The 17,173-nt window shown below is 67.9% G+C and carries 14 protein-coding genes and 1 pseudogene; 10 read left to right on the plus strand and 5 right to left on the minus strand.

Translation table 11 applies throughout. From position 1 onward, the window contains the following. The first annotated feature begins 101 nt into the window (after window positions 1-101). A complete protein-coding gene (locus EB75_RS23330; RefSeq protein ID WP_073697641.1) occupies window positions 102-1,142 on the plus strand; it encodes a TIGR03617 family F420-dependent LLM class oxidoreductase in 1,041 nt (346 codons plus the stop codon). Between the two features lie 16 nt (window positions 1,143-1,158). Beyond that, the gene (locus EB75_RS23335; protein ID WP_073697642.1) at window positions 1,159-1,602 is read left to right on the plus strand and encodes a MarR family winged helix-turn-helix transcriptional regulator; all 444 of its coding nucleotides are present in this window, start codon (window positions 1,159-1,161) and stop codon (window positions 1,600-1,602) included. Window positions 1,603-1,605: 3 nt separating this feature from the next. Here the strand turns inward: EB75_RS23335 and EB75_RS23340 are convergent, their stop codons facing one another. Further along, on the minus strand, window positions 1,606-2,532 hold the full coding sequence (locus EB75_RS23340; protein ID WP_083612528.1) for a LysR family transcriptional regulator: 927 nt from the start codon (window positions 2,530-2,532) through the stop codon (window positions 1,606-1,608). A 69-nt stretch (window positions 2,533-2,601) separates the two neighbouring features. Between EB75_RS23340 and EB75_RS23345 the strand changes: the two genes are divergently transcribed. Further along, window positions 2,602-6,039 carry a bifunctional proline dehydrogenase/L-glutamate gamma-semialdehyde dehydrogenase gene (locus EB75_RS23345; RefSeq protein WP_073697643.1) on the plus strand — a complete coding sequence of 1,146 codons (3,438 nt, stop codon included), beginning with the start codon at window positions 2,602-2,604 and terminating at the stop codon, window positions 6,037-6,039. A 10-nt stretch (window positions 6,040-6,049) separates the two neighbouring features. Here EB75_RS23345 and EB75_RS23350 read toward each other — a convergent pair whose 3' ends face one another. After that, the gene (locus EB75_RS23350; protein ID WP_073697644.1) at window positions 6,050-6,598 is read right to left on the minus strand and encodes an NUDIX domain-containing protein; all 549 of its coding nucleotides are present in this window, start codon (window positions 6,596-6,598) and stop codon (window positions 6,050-6,052) included. Between the two features lie 23 nt (window positions 6,599-6,621). On the opposite strand from EB75_RS23350, the gene EB75_RS23355 reads away from it, so the two are divergent. Both EB75_RS23355 and EB75_RS23360 read left to right on the plus strand, forming a co-directional pair. Next, window positions 6,622-8,019, plus strand: coding sequence for an acyl-CoA synthetase (locus EB75_RS23355; protein WP_073697645.1), 1,398 nt, complete (start codon window positions 6,622-6,624; stop codon window positions 8,017-8,019). A gap of 112 nt (window positions 8,020-8,131) precedes the next feature. Then, window positions 8,132-8,548, plus strand: a complete 417-nt coding sequence (locus EB75_RS23360; protein ID WP_073697646.1) for a PPOX class F420-dependent oxidoreductase — start codon at window positions 8,132-8,134, stop codon at window positions 8,546-8,548. A gap of 22 nt (window positions 8,549-8,570) precedes the next feature. Here EB75_RS23360 and EB75_RS23365 read toward each other — a convergent pair whose 3' ends face one another. From EB75_RS23365 to EB75_RS23375, 3 genes are all read right to left on the minus strand, one after another. Beyond that, on the minus strand, window positions 8,571-9,386 hold the full coding sequence (locus EB75_RS23365; RefSeq protein ID WP_073697647.1) for a hypothetical protein: 816 nt from the start codon (window positions 9,384-9,386) through the stop codon (window positions 8,571-8,573). A 171-nt stretch (window positions 9,387-9,557) separates the two neighbouring features. After that, a complete protein-coding gene (gene dapD / locus EB75_RS23370; RefSeq protein ID WP_073697692.1) occupies window positions 9,558-10,490 on the minus strand; it encodes a 2,3,4,5-tetrahydropyridine-2,6-dicarboxylate N-succinyltransferase in 933 nt (310 codons plus the stop codon). A 71-nt stretch (window positions 10,491-10,561) separates the two neighbouring features. After that, a complete protein-coding gene (locus EB75_RS23375) occupies window positions 10,562-12,376 on the minus strand; it encodes an NAD(P)/FAD-dependent oxidoreductase (RefSeq protein ID WP_073697648.1) in 1,815 nt (604 codons plus the stop codon). 114 nt (window positions 12,377-12,490) lie between these two features. Between EB75_RS23375 and EB75_RS23380 the strand changes: the two genes are divergently transcribed. The 5 genes and pseudogenes from EB75_RS23380 to EB75_RS23400 all read left to right on the plus strand — a co-directional run bounded on the left by EB75_RS23380 (window position 12,491) and on the right by EB75_RS23400 (window position 17,101). Further along, complete coding sequence (locus tag EB75_RS23380; protein ID WP_073697649.1) at window positions 12,491-13,537, plus strand: 2,3-butanediol dehydrogenase; 1,047 nt, start codon at window positions 12,491-12,493, stop codon at window positions 13,535-13,537. 14 nt (window positions 13,538-13,551) lie between these two features. Further along, the gene (locus EB75_RS23385; RefSeq protein ID WP_073697650.1) at window positions 13,552-14,346 is read left to right on the plus strand and encodes an acetoin reductase; all 795 of its coding nucleotides are present in this window, start codon (window positions 13,552-13,554) and stop codon (window positions 14,344-14,346) included. Window positions 14,347-14,369: 23 nt separating this feature from the next. Next, window positions 14,370-15,651, plus strand: a pseudogene (locus tag EB75_RS23390) (GAF domain-containing protein). A 26-nt stretch (window positions 15,652-15,677) separates the two neighbouring features. After that, on the plus strand, window positions 15,678-16,742 hold the full coding sequence (gene dapE, locus EB75_RS23395) for a succinyl-diaminopimelate desuccinylase (RefSeq protein WP_073697651.1): 1,065 nt from the start codon (window positions 15,678-15,680) through the stop codon (window positions 16,740-16,742). Further along, window positions 16,739-17,101 carry an RNA-binding S4 domain-containing protein gene (locus EB75_RS23400; RefSeq protein ID WP_073697652.1) on the plus strand — a complete coding sequence of 121 codons (363 nt, stop codon included), beginning with the start codon at window positions 16,739-16,741 and terminating at the stop codon, window positions 17,099-17,101. Before dapE ends, EB75_RS23400 begins: the two co-directional genes overlap by 4 nt. The last annotated feature ends 72 nt before the right edge of the window (window positions 17,102-17,173 follow it).

The raw sequence follows: 17,173 nt of genomic DNA on the forward strand, positions 1-17,173 counted from the left end.
TCGGCCGTGGAATCGGAATGGGGATGGCCACAACGTAAGTAGGTTAGTTGACTTTGTCAATCAATTGACAATGTCAATCAGTCTGACTAGCGTCCCCGCGTATGCAGGTATTCGCCGCCATGTCACCTGAGATGCCGTTGACCCAGGTGCCGGCCTACGCACGCCGGGTCGAGGCGCTCGGTTTCGACGGATTGCACATCGCCGAGACGACGCACGACTCACTGGCCGTGGCGCTCCTGGCGGCCGAACACACCGAACGGCTGACCATCCGCACGGCCGTCACCCTCGCGTTCGTCCGCAGCCCCATGCTCACCGCGTATGCGGCCTGGGACTTGCAGACATTCTCCGGTGGGCGATTCGAATTGGGCCTCGGTACCCAGATTCGGCAGAACATCGAAGACCGGTTCGGTATGCCGTGGAGCGAACCGCGGGCGCGGATGGCCGAATACGTCGGTGCCCTCAAGGCGATCTTCGAAGCGTTCCGGACGGGAGGGCCCGTGCAGCACGACGGCGACGCCTACCGCATCACCCGCCTCCAGCCGTACTTCAATCCAGGGCCGAATGACCTGGCGCCGCCCCGCATCTGGCTGGGCGCGGTCAACGCCCGGATGTGTGAACTGGCCGGCGGGGTGGCCGACGGCGTCGTCACGCACTCGACCAATTCCGATCCGGACTATCTGAGAGACGTTGTGCGCCCGGCGCTTCAGCGCGGAGCGGAGGCCGCGGGCCGGTCCGGGCTACCGGAGCTCGTGGCGTCGACCGCAGTCGCCACCGGCAGCACCGACGTGCTGGTCGAGCAGGAACGTGAGCGACAGCGCCGCATGCTGGCGTTCCTGCTCTCGACGCCGGCCTATGCGGCGACGCTGAAACGCAAGGGCTGGCACGACTTGGCCGACGACCTCCGTGCCCTCATCAAGGCGCAGCGGTGGGACGATCTGCCCACAGTGCTCGGCGACGTCGTGCTCGATCAGTTGGTGACGGCCGGGCGATACGATCAACTGCCGGATCTGCTGCGCGCCAAGTACAACGGCATCGCGGACGGGGTTGTGCTGCCGCCGGTCAGTGATGACGAGAACGAGGATCAGCCGGTGCGGGCGTGCGTCCGGGACCTGCAGAGCGGAGCGCGCAGTGGCGTCGAGTAGGGCATCCAAACGCAAGATGGATTCGGTGGATTCGATCAGTGCCGCTCTCGCGCAGGTGGTGCGGTTGAGCCTGAGCCGCGTGGCCTTCAAGCGCCAGGCCATCAGTGCCGACACCGAACTGTCGCAGCCGTCCTACGCGCTGCTGCGGGTGCTGATCGATGAAGGGCCGCAGCCCGTCGGGCAGTTGGCCACCACCGCGCACATGGACGTCGGCATGACCACGCGGCGCGTGCAGGCCCTGGTCGACGCGGGCCACGTCACCCGGCACGCCGACGGCAACGACGGGCGCGTCTCCATCGTGCAGGTGACCGAGGCTGGCCGGCGGGCGGCCGATGCGCTGCAGGACGTGCGTCGCGAACACCTGGCGCGGGCTCTGGCCGACTGGACCGCGGACGATCTGCGTCAGCTCGACGTGCTGTTGAGCAGATTCGTCAACGACACCAAGGAAACGCCGATCTAGGCGTCAGTCCACGTCGAGCTGCGGCGGCACAGCCGAAGCCAGTGCCGCTCGGCACGCCACGATGGCCGGCGTCTTGCTGATGGCGGTCCGCGTCGCTGTGAACACCACCCGCCGGCGCGGATCGACGTCGACGACGCGCACATCCGGCCGGCGCCGGACCCGCATCAGGTCGGGCAGGATCGCGACCGCATTGCCGTTCTCGATCAGCGCGATCTGCGCTTCGAGGTCGTCGGTCTCGAAGCGGACATCGGGCTCGAAACCGGCTTGCCGACAAAGCTGTTCGGCCCAGTGCCGGGACGCGGTGCCTTCGGGCTCCATGGTCCACGGCAGATCGGCGGCGTCTGCGACCGAGGAGATCCGGTCCCAGGGGTCGCCGGTCGGTGGGACGGCCAGCCGCAGCAGGTCGGTGGTCAGCGGTGCCCGGTGCAGGTCGGGATACGCGCGCACGGCGTGCCCCGGATACTCCTCGGCGATCACCAGATCGAACTCGCGCAGCCAGGTCTCGTAGAGCGCCTGCTCCGGTTCGCGTTGCGACATCGTCACGCGCAGACGCGGATGGCGCGTCGCCAACTCCGTCAGCATCTGTGGCATGAAGGCCGAGGCTGCCGATTGGAAGACCGCCAGCCGGACGGTGCCGGACGCCTCGTCGCTCTGCACCGCGACATCGGAGGCGGCCTGCTCGAGCCGCGCCAGGATGACCGCGGTGTGCTCGACGAGCACCTCGGCCGCGGGGGTGAGCCGTAGCCGACGCCCGACCTTCTCCAACAGCGGCACCCCGACCTCACGCTCGAGCTGGCTCAGCGCCTGGGATATCGACGACGGGCTCTGGTGCAACGCCTCGGCGACCTCGGACAACGTGCCGCGCAGGCTCAGCTCGTGCAGCAGGCGCAGGCGTCGGGTGTCGAGCAGATCGGTCCGATGATGTTTCATTTTTGCTTAAACATTTCTGGTAGAAATCATCGCTTTATTTTAAGTGTCTTGCGTGGCCATGATGGGCAGATGACACAGCTGAGCCGTGAGAAGGACGACCTCCTCGACGAGGTAGTGACCCAGGTCCGGTACTGGCTCGACGACGCCGCGCATCTGCCCGTGCCCTCGGCCGGCCGGCGATTGGCCGATGTCCTCCGTGATCCTGATGGTCTGGATTTCACCGTCGGATTCGTCGACCGCGTGATCCGGCCCGAAGACCACAAGGTGGCGGCTGCCAACTTGCGCACTCTCGCGCGTAACGCCCCCGGCTTCCTGCCGGCGCATGAACGGCTGTTGATCAAGCTCGGTGCTCTGGTGTCGATGATCGCGCCCGGCCTGGTCATTCCCGTCGCCCGAAAGGCGTTGCGCCAGATGGTCGGCCACCTCCTTGTCGACGCGACCGATGGCCGCCTCGGACGATCCATCGCACGCATCCGCAAGCGTGGCGTGGGACTCAACATCAATCTGCTCGGTGAGGCCGTGCTGGGGCAGGCCGAGGCGGCCCGACGGCTGGAGGGCACCGAACGGCTGCTCGCCCGTCCCGACGTCGACTACGTGTCGATCAAGGTCTCGGCCACCGTGCCGCCGCACTCGCCGTGGGCGTTCGACGAAGCCGTCGACCACATCGTGACCAACCTCCTGCCGTTGTTCACCCAGGCGGCGACCGCGCCGACGAAGAAGTTCATCAACCTCGACATGGAGGAGTACCGCGACCTGGAGCTGACCATCGCGGTGTTCACCAAGCTGCTGGACCGGCCCGAACTGCTCGACCTCGAAGCCGGGATCGTCCTGCAGGCTTACCTGCCCGATGCATTGAGCGCGATGATGCAACTGCAGAGCTGGGCCCATGCCCGGCGTGAACGGGGTGGTGCGGGCATCAAGGTTCGGTTGGTCAAGGGCGCCAACCTGCCGATGGAACACGTGGAGGCCTCGCTGCACGACTGGCCCGTGGCGACCCTGCCGACCAAACGGGACACGGACACCAATTACAAGCGAGTGCTGGATTACGCCCTACAGCCAGAGCACGCCGCGAATGTGCGTATCGGTGTCGCCGGGCACAACCTCTTCGACATCGCCTATGCGTGGACGCTCGCCGGGCGTCGTGGCGTCCGGGATCGCGTGGAGTTCGAGATGCTGCTCGGGATGGCCGAGGCACAGGCGGAAGCCGTCCGGCGCACCGTCGGCGGGCTGCTGCTGTACGTACCGGTGGTGCACCCCAAGGACTTTGACGTAGCGATCGCCTACCTCGTGCGTCGGCTGGAGGAAGGTGCCAGCCAGGACAACTTCATGTCCGCGGTGTTCGAGCTGCACGACGACCAGTCGCTGTTCGAGCGCGAGAAGGACCGGTTCGTCGCGTCGCTCGCCGATCTCGTTGGCGAGAGCGTCATCCCGGTGCCCAACCGGCGCCAGGATCGCCGCACCGATGACCCGCGCGCAGCGGTGAGCCCGGCCGGCGGGTTCGCGAATGTCGCCGACACCGATCCGGCACTGCCCGGTAATCGACTGTGGGGACGGGCGATCACCGGCCGGATCGCCGCGTCGTCGGCGGGCGTGCAGCTGGTCGCCGAGCACACTGTGTCGAGCGCGGCCGCGCTCGACACGATCATCACCGACGGTGTGAGCGCGGGCGCGACGTGGGCTGCGATGTCCGGTGCGCAGCGGGCGGCAGTCCTTCGGCGTGCCGCGGGAACGCTGCAGGCAGCGCGGGCGGAATTGCTGGAGGTGATGGCGTCCGAGTGCGGCAAGACGCTGGATCAGGGCGATCCCGAGGTCTCCGAGGCCATCGATTTCGCGAATTACTATGCGGCACAAGCGGAAAACCTGGACACCGTCGACGGCGCCGTCGCGGTACCGGCCGGATTGACGGTGGTCACGCCGCCATGGAACTTCCCGGTGGCGATCCCCGCCGGATCGGCGCTGGCCGCGCTGGCCGCGGGTAGCCCCGTCATCATCAAACCTGCCATCCAGGCCAGGCGGTGTGGATCCGTTATGGTGCAAGCGCTTTGGGACGCCGGGGTACCGCGTGATGTGCTGCAGTTGGTGCACGTCGATGAGGGCGAGCTCGGCACTCAGTTGGTATCAGACCCGCGGGTTGGACGGCTGATCCTCACCGGCGCGTTCGAGACCGCCGAGTTGTTCCGCCGCTTCCGGCCCGACCTGCCGCTACTGGCCGAGACCAGCGGCAAGAACTCCATCATCGTCACGCCGCATGCCGATCTCGATCTCGCGGTGAAAGACCTGGTGTACTCGGCCTTCGGGCACGCGGGCCAGAAGTGTTCGGCAGCGTCGCTGGGCATTCTGGTGGGCTCCGTCGCCCGCTCCGCGCGGTTCCGCGACCAGCTGGTCGATGCCGTCACGTCGCTGAAGGTCGGCTACCCGACGGATCCGACGGTGCAGGTGGGCCCCATCATCGAACCCGCGCACGGCAAACTGCTGCGCGCCCTCACGCAGCTCTCGCCGGGGGAGCAGTGGCTGGTGGCGCCCCGCCAACTCGACGACACCGGACGGCTCTGGTCGCCGGGGGTGAAGACCGGAGTGCGGCGCGGCTCGGAGTTCCACCTGACCGAATACTTCGGTCCGGTTCTGGGGCTCATCGCCGCCGATGACCTCGACGAGGCGATGGCCATTCAGAACCAGGTCGACTACGGCCTGACCGCGGGCCTGCACAGCCTGGACCGCGGCGAGATCGAACAGTGGCTCGACCGCGTCGAGGCCGGCAACGCCTACGTGAACCGCTCCACGGTCGGGGCCATCGTGCGGCGCCAGCCGTTCGGCGGGTGGAAGAAGTCGGCGGTTGGTGCGGGCGCGAAGGCCGGTGGCCCGAATTACCTTATCGGGCTGAGTGATTGGCGTTCCGCGCCGGCGACCCGGACGGCTTCGGTATCACCGTCGGTACGCGCGATCCTGGACGCCGCAACGACGTTCGGGCTGGATGCCGGAGAACGGGATTTCCTCGCCCGGTCCTTCGGATCCGACGCACATGCCTGGGCGACGGAGTTCGGTGTGGCGCGCGATGTGTCGGCCCTGATGGCGGAGAAGAACGTCTTCCGGTACCTGCCCGTGCCGGTGACGGTGCGTGCCGAGAACGCTGATCCGACAGCCCTGCTGCGGGTGGTCGGGGCAGGAATCCTGGCCGGTTCCGCTGTCACCGTCTCCACGCGGGAACCGCTGGACGCGGCGATCGTCAACACGTTGACGGCAGCCGGTGTCGACTCTCGCGTCGAGGACGAGGTGTCGTGGCGGAACACGCTGCGCGACAAGGCCCCTGGACGGGTTCGACTGCTCGGCGGTAGCCGGGAACAGTTCGCCCGCGACAGTGCCGGCAACGTCGGCATCGCGCTCTACGCGGGGCCGGTTGTCGAAGCGGGGCGCATCGAGCTACTGACGTTCCTGCACGAACAGGCGATCGCGGTGACGGCGCACCGGTTCGGTTCCCCGACGCCGTTGTCCGAGAACCTGTTTGGGTGAACGCGGGCGATCACGGCGTCGATGACAACCGCAGCAGCGTCCACGCCGCCAGCGACTGGGCATCGGTGATCTCGCCGGCGCGGATCATGTCCTCGATCTGCGCGGCGGTGAACCACTCGCTGTGCATGTCCTGTTCCTCATGCTCACGCTCGTGCTCGCCTTCGGTGACGTCGGTGGCGAGGTAGGCCCAGCCGCGCTGGCTGCACATCCCTGGCGCGACGTCGAGTTGGCCCAACACCTGCCACGTCACGGCCCGTAGCCCGGTCTCCTCACGGAGTTCCTGCGCGGCCAGATCAGCGGGCGCGGGCTCGTTCCCGTCGAGCGTGCCTGGCGCCGTGCCCTGGACAAACTCCCAGCGCCGCAACCCGATTGGATATCTGAACTGTTCGACCATCCGGTACCGGTCGCCGTCCCGGGCGATCACCAGTGCGTACGTGGGTTTGTCCACCACGCCGTAGATCCCGGTGGAGCCGTCGGGACGGCGGATGTCGTCTTCGCGCACCGTCATCCAGTTGTTGCGGTACACCTCACGACTGGCCACTCTCTCGATCGGGTCCACCCGCCCAGAGTAGCCTCACGCACATGCTGCTGACCTCCCTCAACCCGGCCGTGGTGGCTGCCGGGCACGACCTCGACGACGCGGTACGCATCGACGGCACGGTGTTGTCCCGCAGCGATCTGGTCGGGGCGGCGACATCGGTGGCCGAGCGCGTCGCCGGAGCGTCATTGGTGGCGGTGCTGGCCCGGCCCACCGCCAAGACGGTCCTCGCCATCGCCGGCTGCCTCATCGCGGGGGTGCCGGCTGTTCCCGTGCCCGCCGACGTCGGCGCCGCCGAACGCCGGCACATGATCACCGACTCCGGTGCGCAGGCCTGGCTGGGGGAGGCGCCCGAGGAGAGCGAAGGGCTGCCCGTTATCCCGGTGCGGTTGCACGCCCGGTCCTGGCACCGCTACGCCGAACCGTCCCCTGATTCGACGGCCCTGATCATGTACACCTCCGGCACGACCGGACTGCCCAAGGGCGTGGTGATCAGCCGCCGCGCCATCGCCGCCGATATCGACGCGCTGGCCAAGGCCTGGGCCTGGACCCCGGCCGACACGCTGGTGCACGGCCTGCCCCTATTCCACGTGCACGGCCTCATCCTCGGCTTGCTGGGCTCGCTGCGTATCGGAAATCGGTTCGTGCACACCGGAAAACCCACGCCGGAGGCCTATGCCGCCGCCGGCGGTTCGCTGTACTTCGGGGTGCCGACCGTCTGGTCCCGCGTGGTGGCCGATACCGCCGCGGCCCAGGCTTTGCGCGGCGCCCGATTGCTGGTGTCGGGCAGCGCTGCGCTGCCGGTTCCGGTGTTCGACGACCTGGTCCGGCTCACCGGACATGCGCCGATGGAGCGCTACGGCAGCACCGAATCGCTGATCACCCTCTCCACCCGGGTCGACGGCGAGCGCCGCGCCGGCTGGGTCGGGCTCCCGCTCGACGGGGTGCAGACCCGGCTGGTTGCCGAAGACGGATCGCCCGTGCCGCACGACGGGGAAACCATTGGGCGCCTGGAGGTTTCCGCGCCGACGATGTTCAGTGGCTACCTCAACCGGCCCGAGGCGACAGCCGAGGTGCTGGGTGAGGACGGCTGGTACCGCACCGGCGACGTCGCCGTGGTCGACGAGGGTGGCATGCACCGCGTCGTCGGCCGCGAGTCGGTCGACCTCATCAAGTCCGGTGGCTACCGGATCGGCGCCGGGGAGATCGAGACCGTTCTGCTGGGTCACCCCGCTGTGGCGGAGGCCGCGGTGGTCGGCGTGCCCGACGACGACCTGGGGCAGCGGATCGTCGCCTTCGTCGTCGGGTCGGCGTCGTCGCAAGAACTCATCGACTTTGTGGCCCAACAACTCTCGGTGCACAAGCGACCGCGCGAGGTGCGCCTGGTCGACAGCCTGCCCCGCAACGCCATGGGCAAGGTCCAGAAGAAGCTGCTGACCTGATGTGACTCTGACAGCGGCGTCATCGCATATACATCCATGACGACGCTGCCAGAGTCACAGCAGGTTTGGCATCGGAGGGAATGCGCTGACTCCTCCGAGCCTTATACGCAGCATGCAACTCAGCGACGAAGCCCGCGCCCTCATCGGAAACGGCGCCAACGCAACTCTTGTGACCCTCAATACCGATGGCAGCCCACAGGTTTCGGTGGTCTGGGTGGAACTGCAGGGTGACGAGCTGGTCAGCGCGCACCTTGCCGACTACAAGAAGCTGCGCAACATGCGCCGCGACCCCCGGGTCGCGGTGACCATCATCGGCGCTGACCGGGGCGCTGCATCGGTGAATCCCTACCTCGCGATCAGCGGCACGGCCCGCGTCGTCGAGGGCGGGGCGCCCGAAGTGCTGACCCGGCTGACCAACGTGATGGCGCCGGAGTTCAACGGCCAGTTCCCACCGGCCGCCGCGCCGCCGGGATTCCTGACCCGCATCACCATCGAGAAGGTGACGGGCGTCGGCCCCTGGGCCGGGTAGTCCTGATGTGAACGTATTTCGTTCACCACCGCACCGAGGTGGTGACGTGTCCGAGCTCGGCCTGCTGTTTGCCGCTGGCGTCCTTGCATGACAGCACGACGTTGTAGGTCGTCAATGTTGGTGCCCCCGTGAATGTTTCGGTGTGGCTGCCGTTTGCGGGAACGGTGAACTGCCGGGTTGTTGTCTTGGGGACCAATGGATTGATCGTGTCGGCTGTCGCGGTGTAGTTGCAGCTTGCCGTGATGCTCGAGGTATTGGTGACGTTGAAGGCGAGTTTCGAGAGAGTGGGGTCGCCGAACGATGCCTGAATTGCGTTGGTGACATCGGGAACCGGTGCGCAGGTCTGGCCGGCAGGCACCGTCGGCGTGGGTGACCCTGCAGGACAGGTCACGGGCGGTGCGGCTTGTTTGGCCGGCGGCTGGTCCGGAACATCTTGCGGTGGCGGTGGGGCGTCCTTCGGTTGGTTGAACGTGTAGTCCGACCACGGGCCGCACCAGTCGCCTTCGAAGTCCTTCTTGCGGCACGCCTGGACATGGATCGTGTGCGGTCCGAAGTCCTTGAATGTGGTGGTGTAGGTGGCTTTACCGCCGTTGATGCACTTGAACTCTTTTTCGACCTGATAGGTGTACGCGATGATGTGCACGGCGTCGACCACGTAGTCCCCGTGCACTCGCGGGCACCCGGCGATGAGGCAGCTGGCCGTGGAGTCCTTGATGACGGTGCAGGTCACGTCGAGTCCGTTGGGCAGCACGTCAGCGCTCGCCGCCGGGACCGGCAGGAACAGCCCTGCGGAAGCCGTTGCCGCGACGACGCATCGGGTGAGTGTTCGGATGCTCATGGTGGCCCCTACGCGATCGTCAGGACGGTGCCTGATTCACCAGGCGTGTAGCTGACGCTATCGACGGCGTGAGTGCAGCGATATCAGGGAAATCCCTACGAATCAGGTGGGCGTGACAGCGAAAGGGTCGCCCGGCACAGCCGAGCGACCCTTTTCCGTTGAGAGCAGCCGTCAGTTGGCGTGCAGCGCCTCGTTGAGCGTGATGCCGGTGCCGTCGCGCTTGACGACCTCCACCGCGCCGCTGACCGAGTTGCGGCGGAACAACAGGTTGTTCGAGCCGGACAGTTCCTTGGCCTTGATGGTCTGACCGTCGGCGGTGGTCACCTTGGTGCCGCCGGTGACGTACAGGCCGGCCTCGATGACGCAGTCGTCGCCCAGCGAGATGCCCAGGCCGGCGTTGGCGCCCAGCAGGCAGCGCTTGCCCACCGAGATGACCTCTTTGCCGCCACCGGACAGCGTGCCCATGATCGACGCGCCGCCACCGACGTCGGACCCGTCGTCGACGACGACGCCCGCCGAGATGCGGCCCTCGACCATCGACGTGCCCAGGGTGCCGGCGTTGAAGTTGACGAAGCCCTCGTGCATGACGGTCGTGCCGGACGCCAGGTGCGCGCCCAGGCGGACCCGGTCGGCGTCGGCGATGCGCACGCCGGTCGGCAGCACGTAGTCGACCATGCGGGGGAACTTGTCGACGCCGAACACGGTGACCGGGCCGCGACGACGCAGCTTGGCGCGGACGGTCTCGAAGCCCTCGACCGCGCAGGGGCCGAAGTTGGTCCACACCACGTTGGTCAGCAGCCCGAAGATGCCGTCCATGTTGGCGCCGTGGGGCGCGACCAGACGGTGCGACAGCAGGTGCAGCCGCAGGTAGGCGTCGTGCGCGTCGGCGGGCTTGTCGTCCAGCGAGGCGATGGTGGTGCGCACGATCTCGGTGCGCACGCCGCGGTCCTCATCGGTGCCGACGAGGGCTTCCAGCTCAGCGGGGACCGGGCCGGCCGCGGCGTCGGCGTTCAGTTCGGGTGCCGGGAACCAGGTGTCGAGGACGGTTCCGTCGGCGGTGATGGTTGCGATGCCGATGCCAGATGCACCAGAAGAAGTAGCCACGTCGGCCAAGGTTACTGAACCAGCGCCGAGCTGGGGGCACCACCCACGAGCGGGCAGCGCCCCCAGATCGCTCACTGCAGGTGATGGACCTCCTGCAACCCGTAGACCGGCGTCGGGATGCCCTCGTAGCGGGCCTTGAGCTGCAGCGCGAGGTACAGCGAGTAGTGCCGGGACTGGTGCAGGTTGCCGCCGTGGAACCACAGGTTCTCCTGCTGCGTGGGCTTCCACATGTTGCGCTGCTCGCCCTCCCACGGGCCGGGGTCCTTTGCGGTGCCGCTGCCCAGGCCCCACACCTTGCCGACGCGGTCGGCGATCTCCTGACCCATCAGGTCGGCCGCCCAGCCGTTCATCGAGCCGTAGCCGGTCGCGTAGACGACGACGTCGGCGGGCAGTTCGGTGCCGTCGGCCAGCACCACGGCGTTCTCGGTGAGGTGAGAGACCTGGCCGTGCGCCAACTTGATCGACCCGTTGGCCACCAGCTCGCACGCGCCGACGTCGATGTAGTAGCCCGAGCCGCGGCGCAGGTACTTCATGAACAGGCCGGAGTCGTCGTCGCCGAAGTCCAGCTCGAAACCGGCGGCCTCCAAGCGCGAGTAGAAGTCCTTGTCCCGCTCCCTGATTGCGTCGTAGATGGGCCGCTGAAAGTCGGCCATGATCGCGTACGGCAGTGACGCGAAGGTCAGGTCGGCCTTCTCGGTCGTCATGCCCGCGGCCACCGCGCGCTCGGAGTACAGGTCACCGAGACCGAGATCCATCAGCGAATCCGATTTGACGACGTGCGTCGACGAACGCTGCAGCATCGTGACGTCGACGCCGTTCTCGTACAGGGCTTTACAGATGTCGTGCGCCGAATTGTTGGACCCCACCACGACGACCTTCTTGCCGACGTACCGGTCGGGGCCGGGGTGGGCCGAAGAGTGGTGCTGTTCCCCGGCGAAGACGTCCTGGCCGGGAAGCGTTGGGATGCTGGGCTTCCCGGACATCCCGGTCGCCAGGACAAGTTGCGTCGGGTGCAGGGTCAGGCGCTCGCCGTCACGGTTCACCTCGACGGTCCAGCGGCCTGCCTCGGAATCGTAAGTGGCCGAGAGGCATTCGGTGCGCGACCAGTACGGCACCTCCATCACCTTCGTGTAGAACTCCAGCCAGTCGCCGACCTTGTCCTTCGGCGCGAACACCGGCCAGTTGGCGGGGAAGGGCAGGTACGGCAGGTGGTCGTACCAGACCGGGTCGTGCAGGCACAGCGACTTGTAGCGCTTACGCCACTGGTCGCCGGGCCGCTCGTGCTTGTCGACCACGATGGACGGCACCCCGAGCTGACGCAGGCGAGCACCCAAAGCGATGCCGCCCTGGCCGCCGCCGATCACCAGTACATACGGCTGCGCCTCGCGGCCCAGCGTCGCTTCTTCCTCGGCGCGCTTCTCGGCCCACGACCGCGGGTCGGGGTCGGACCCGTGCACCGCGCCGAGCACGCGGGTCGCGCCTTTGCGCTCCTCGTGTCCCTTGAGTTCCTGCAACGTCGTCAGCAGCGTCCAGCCCTCGTCGCCGCGCAGCCGCAGGTGTCCGTAGCCGCGGCCGGTGGCCGTCTCGAACTCGATGAACGCCGACGTCACATCGCCGTCGGCGGTGGCGGGTTCGCGCGTCCGGAACCCGGACGGCGTCGTGTCGGCCAGCCTCGCCCGCAGCATGCCGGCGATCTGGTCGCGGCCTTCCACGGTCTTGATGTTCCAGGTGAAGGCGACCAGGTCGCGCCAGAAGCTGTCGACGGCGAACATCCCGACGACACGGTCGATGTCCTGCGCGGCCAGCGCCGCTTCGAAGTTCGCGAGCCAGTTCTCGACGCGCTCCTGCGGCGAGATGGCGGTGGTGGGTTCCAGTGTTGCGGTCATGTGACCCAGGACACACGCATGGAGCAACCTCCGACAAGAGTTGCACCACGTTGCAGCGTTGCAACCTCCTGCAACTCTGTCGGAGTGTGGCCGCGGTCACATACAACTGGTCGCATGAGAGCAGCTGTCTACTACGGACCCAACAAACTCGCTGTCGAGGACGTCGCCATCCCGACTCCCGGGCCGGGCCAGGTGCAACTGCAGGTCGGCTTCAACGGCATCTGCGGCACCGACCTGCACGAGTACTACGCCGGCCCCATCTTCGTCCCCACGCAACCGCACCCGCTGACGCATCAGGAACTCCCGCTGACGCTGGGCCACGAGTTCTCCGGCACCGTCACGGCCGTCGGCGCCGGCGTCACCGAGTGGCGCGAGGGCGACCGGGTGGCCGTCGAGCCCATCTACAAATGCGGCCACTGCCGCCCCTGCGCGGCGGGCAACTACAACGTCTGTCAGCAGATCGGTTTCCACGGCCTGATGTCCGACGGCGGTATGGCCGAGTACACCGTCGTGCCCACGAACATGCTGCACCGGCTGCCCGACAATGTCTCGCTGGAGCTCGGGGCGCTCGTCGAACCGATGTCGGTGGCCTATCACGCGGCGACGCTCGGCGACGTCAGCCCCGGTGACACCGCGATGGTCTTCGGCGCCGGGCCGATCGGCATCGGGTTGTGGTTTGCGTTGCGCGGCAAGGGCCTTCAGGATGTGTTCGTCGTCGAGCCGTCACCGGTCCGGCGCGCCGCCATCGAAGCGCTCGGTGCGGCGACGCTGGATCCGACGACCACCGACGTGCCCGGCTTCATCGCCGATCACACCTACGGCGCCGGAGCCGACGCGGCGTTCGACGCCGCCGGCGTCACTCCCGCCGTCGAGACGGCACTGGCCTGCATCGGGTCCCGCAAGCCGATGGTCAGCGTCGCGATCTACGAAAAGCCGCTGCAGACACCGCTTTTGAACCTCGTGATGAACGAGTCCCGCATCCAGGGCTCGTTGTGTTACACCGGTGCCGATTTCGAGGCCGTCATCGCGCTGATGGCCCAGGGCGCCTACGACACCACCGGGTGGGTGGCCCAGATTCCGATCGGTGACGTGGTCGCCGAGGGATTCGAAGCGCTGCACGCGGGGAACAAGATGAAAGTTCTGGTCGACCCGACGCGATGAGCGGAGAAACAGCAATGACACTGGCAGGAAAAGTAGCCCTGGTCACCGGGGCCGGTCGCGGCATCGGGCGCGGTATCGCGCTGCGGCTGGCGCGTGACGGCGCCGACGTCGCGCTCGTCGACGTGGAAGCCGACCCGCTGGCAGAGGTGGCCGCCGAGGTATCCGAAATCGGCTGCAAATTCACCACTTTCGTCGCCGATATCAGCAGTCGAGATCAGGTGTTCGCCGCCGTCGACTATGTCGCGACCGAACTCGGCGGACTGGACATCATGGTGAACAACGCCGGTGTCGCGCTGGTCGGCCCCATCGCCGACGTCACGCCGGAGGACCTGCAGCGGTTGTGGTCCATCAACGTCGACGGCGTGCTGTGGGGCATTCAGGCTGCCGTCGCGAAATTCAAGGAACTCGGCAACCAGGCCGAAGGCAAGATCAGCAAAATCATCAACGCCTCGTCGATCGCCGGGCACGACGGCTTCGCCATGCTCGGGCCTTACAGCGCCACCAAATTCGCCGTGCGCGCCCTGACTCAGGCCGCCGCCAAGGAACACGCCGCCGACGGCATCACCGTCAACGCCTACTGTCCCGGTGTGGTGGGCACCGATATGTGGGTCGAGATCGACAAGCGGTTCGCCGAACTCACCGGCGCCCCGGTCGGCGAGACGTACGCCAAGTTCGTCGGCGGGATCGCCCTGGGCCGTGCGGAAACCCCCGACGATGTCGCCGGATTCGTGTCGTATCTCGCCGGACCTGACGCCGATTACATGACCGGGCAGGCCGGCCTGATCGACGGTGGCCTGGTGTATCGCTGACATGCGGAGCACAATCGGCGTTGATGCAGAGCCCGGCCGTGCCTGAACCAGCGGTAGCCGTTGGCGAGGACCCGCGCAGTTACGCGCGGTTGATGTCGGCTGTCTACGACGCAACCATGTCCGGTGGGCGCGCCCCGGCGCGGCCCCGCGACGTGATCGGCGAATCCTGGCAGCGGATGCTGGCCCGCGGCGTCAACCCCGACACCCACATCCCGCCGGTCATCGAAGCCTCCGGGCTCGACGCGCTGCGCAAGTCGTCGGGCCTGCTCACGGTGCTCGACGACGTGTCGCGCGGATTGGAATCGATTGTCGCCGAAGGGGACAACATCCTGGTGCTGGCTGATGCGCGGGGCCGGGTGCTGTGGCGGTCGGGGTCGGCGGCCGTGCTGGGTAAGGCCGACCGGCTCGGGTTCGTCGAGGGTGCCAACTGGGGCGAGGGTGCCGTCGGCACCAATGCCATCGGCACGGCACTGGCGTCCAACCGGGCCGTGCAGGTGTTCTCCGCCGAGCATTTCCTGCGCAGCCACCACGCCTGGACCTGCGCGGGTGCCCCGGTCCGCGACCCGCGCACCGGCCAGGTCATCGGCGTCGTCGATGTCTCGGGGCCGGCCGCCACGGTGCACCCCACCACCGTCGCGCTGGTCGACGCGGTCGCGCGGCTCGCCGAAGCTCACCTGCGGGAACAGCATGACCGGACGCTGAACCGGCTGCGGATGGTCGCCGCGCCCATCCTGGCCCGGATCGGCAGCCCGGCGCTGGCGGTCGACGCCGACGGCTGGGTGGCCGCCGTCGACCAGATGCCGCTGCACAACCGGATTCTGCTGCCCGACGAACTGGCCCCGGGGCGGGCGTGGATCCCGACCCTCGGGCGCTGCGACGTCGAGATCCTCCCCGGCGGGTGGCTGGTCCGGCCATCGACCGCCGCGGCCGACGACGACGCGACCGCCACCCCGCGTCGTCCTGGACCTGCGCAGTGCCCCCGTCCTCGAGATGGCCGGGCAGTTCGGTGGCTGGCGCCATGACATCTCGCTGCGGCACGCCGAAATCCTGCTGATGCTGGCGATCCACCGGAACGGTCGCTCGGCATCGGAGCTTGCCGAGGACCTCTACGGTGACCGGAGCCGGGTGGTCACGGTGCGGGCCGAACTGTCCCGGATGCGAAAGCAGTTGGCGGGCTTGATTCTTGGCAAGCCCTACCGGTTCGGTGACGACGCCGTCATCGATGTGCGCTACCCGGCCGACCGCTCGACGCTGCTGGCCGCCTCGACGGCACCCGCCATCCGGGCCCTGCGCGCGGCCGCCTGAGCTTGGGGACCGACTAACCTGGCTGAATGCTGGATCTCACCGCCGACCCGATCGCTCTGACCGCAGCGCTGGTCGACATTCCCAGTGAATCGCGGCACGAACAGCTCATCGCCGACGAGATCGAGGCCGCGCTCAAGGCGCAGGCCCCGCACTTCGAAGTGATCCGCAACGGCGACGCCGTGCTGGCCCGCACCAACCTCGGCCGGCCCTCGCGGGTGCTGCTCGCCGGGCACACCGACACCGTCCCTGCCGCCGACAACCTGCCGAGCCGGATCGAGGGCGGCGAGCTCTGGGGCTGCGGCACCTCGGACATGAAGGCCGGCGACGCGGTGTTCCTGCACCTGGCCGCCACCATCGCCGAGCCGACGCACGACATCACCCTCGTCATGTACGACTGCGAGGAGATCGAGTCCAGCGCCAACGGCCTCGGCCGCATCGAACGGGAACTGCCCGACTGGCTCGAGGCCGACGTCGCGATCTTGGGCGAGCCCTCGGGCGGCCTCATCGAAGCCGGGTGCCAGGGCACCTTGCGCGTCATCATCCACGCCACGGGAACGCGTGCGCATTCGGCGCGATCATGGCTGGGGGACAACGCCATTCACAAGCTCGGCGCGGTGCTGGACCGGCTCACGTCCTACCAGGCCCGCCAGGTCGACATCGACGGGTGCGTCTACCGCGAGGGACTGTCCGCGGTCCGGATCGACGGCGGCATCGCCGGCAACGTCATCCCCGACGCCGCGTCGGTCACCGTCAACTTCCGGTTCGCGCCGGACCGCAGCGTCGAGCAGGCGCTCGCGCATGTGCACGAGGTCTTTGCCGGTCTCGACGTGCGGATCGAACTGACCGACTCCGCCGCCGGTGCCCTGCCCGGGCTGACGCAGCCGGCCGCGGCCGCGCTGGTCGCGGCCGCCGGGGGACAGGTGCGCGCCAAGTACGGCTGGACCGACGTGGCACGCTTTGCCGCCCTTGGCATTCCGGCCGTCAACTACGGACCGGGCGACCCGAACCTGGCACACAAGGTCGACGAGCGGGTGACGACGGCGGACATCACCGCGGTCACCGACATCCTGCGGCGGTACCTGACACGTTGAGTAGCGTCCGCGTCGACAGCTGGATTTTCGCCGTCCGGATCACCAAGACCCGGTCGCTGGCGGCCGCCGCCTGCCGGGCTGGACACGTCCGCGTCAACGGCGTCACCGTGAAACCGGCGCAGTTGGTCAGCCCCGGCGACGAGGTCCGGGTGCGGCTCGACGGGCGCGAGCGCATCGTCGAGGTCATCCGGCCCATCGCCAAGCGAGTGGGTGCAGCCGTCGTGCCGGAATGCCTGATCGACCGCAGTCCGCCGCCGCCGGCCAAAGAGACCATGCCCGCGGTGCCCGTCCGCGACCGGGGAGCCGGCCGGCCCACCAAACGTGAACGGCGACAGCTGGATCAACTGCGCGGATACTGACCGGAGATAATTCAGTTGCGCCCGTGAGTACTGTGGGTTCTGCAACTGCTGTCAACCGAGGTGGGCCGAAAA

The sequence above is a fragment of the Mycobacterium sp. ST-F2 genome (assembly GCF_001905655.1).
In the GTDB taxonomy this organism is placed as follows: domain Bacteria; phylum Actinomycetota; class Actinomycetes; order Mycobacteriales; family Mycobacteriaceae; genus Mycobacterium.

Bases quoted from the DNA above. Each gene is read 5' to 3' on its own strand.
- EB75_RS23360 (WP_073697646.1), top strand. From the start codon at position 8,132: ATGCAACTCAGCGACGAAGCCCGCGCCCTCATCGGAAACGGCGCCAAC.
- dapE (WP_073697651.1), top strand. From the start codon at position 15,678: ATGCTGGATCTCACCGCCGACCCGATCGCTCTGACCGCAGCGCTGGTC.
- EB75_RS23375 (WP_073697648.1), bottom strand. From the start codon at position 12,376: ATGACCGCAACACTGGAACCCACCACCGCCATCTCGCCGCAGGAGCGC.
- EB75_RS23335 (WP_073697642.1), top strand. From the start codon at position 1,159: ATGGATTCGGTGGATTCGATCAGTGCCGCTCTCGCGCAGGTGGTGCGG.
- EB75_RS23330 (WP_073697641.1), top strand. From the start codon at position 102: ATGCAGGTATTCGCCGCCATGTCACCTGAGATGCCGTTGACCCAGGTG.
- EB75_RS23340 (WP_083612528.1), bottom strand. From the start codon at position 2,532: ATGAAACATCATCGGACCGATCTGCTCGACACCCGACGCCTGCGCCTG.
- EB75_RS23355 (WP_073697645.1), top strand. From the start codon at position 6,622: ATGCTGCTGACCTCCCTCAACCCGGCCGTGGTGGCTGCCGGGCACGAC.
- EB75_RS23385 (WP_073697650.1), top strand. From the start codon at position 13,552: ATGACACTGGCAGGAAAAGTAGCCCTGGTCACCGGGGCCGGTCGCGGC.
- EB75_RS23345 (WP_073697643.1), top strand. From the start codon at position 2,602: ATGACACAGCTGAGCCGTGAGAAGGACGACCTCCTCGACGAGGTAGTG.
- EB75_RS23365 (WP_073697647.1), bottom strand. From the start codon at position 9,386: ATGAGCATCCGAACACTCACCCGATGCGTCGTCGCGGCAACGGCTTCC.
- EB75_RS23380 (WP_073697649.1), top strand. From the start codon at position 12,491: ATGAGAGCAGCTGTCTACTACGGACCCAACAAACTCGCTGTCGAGGAC.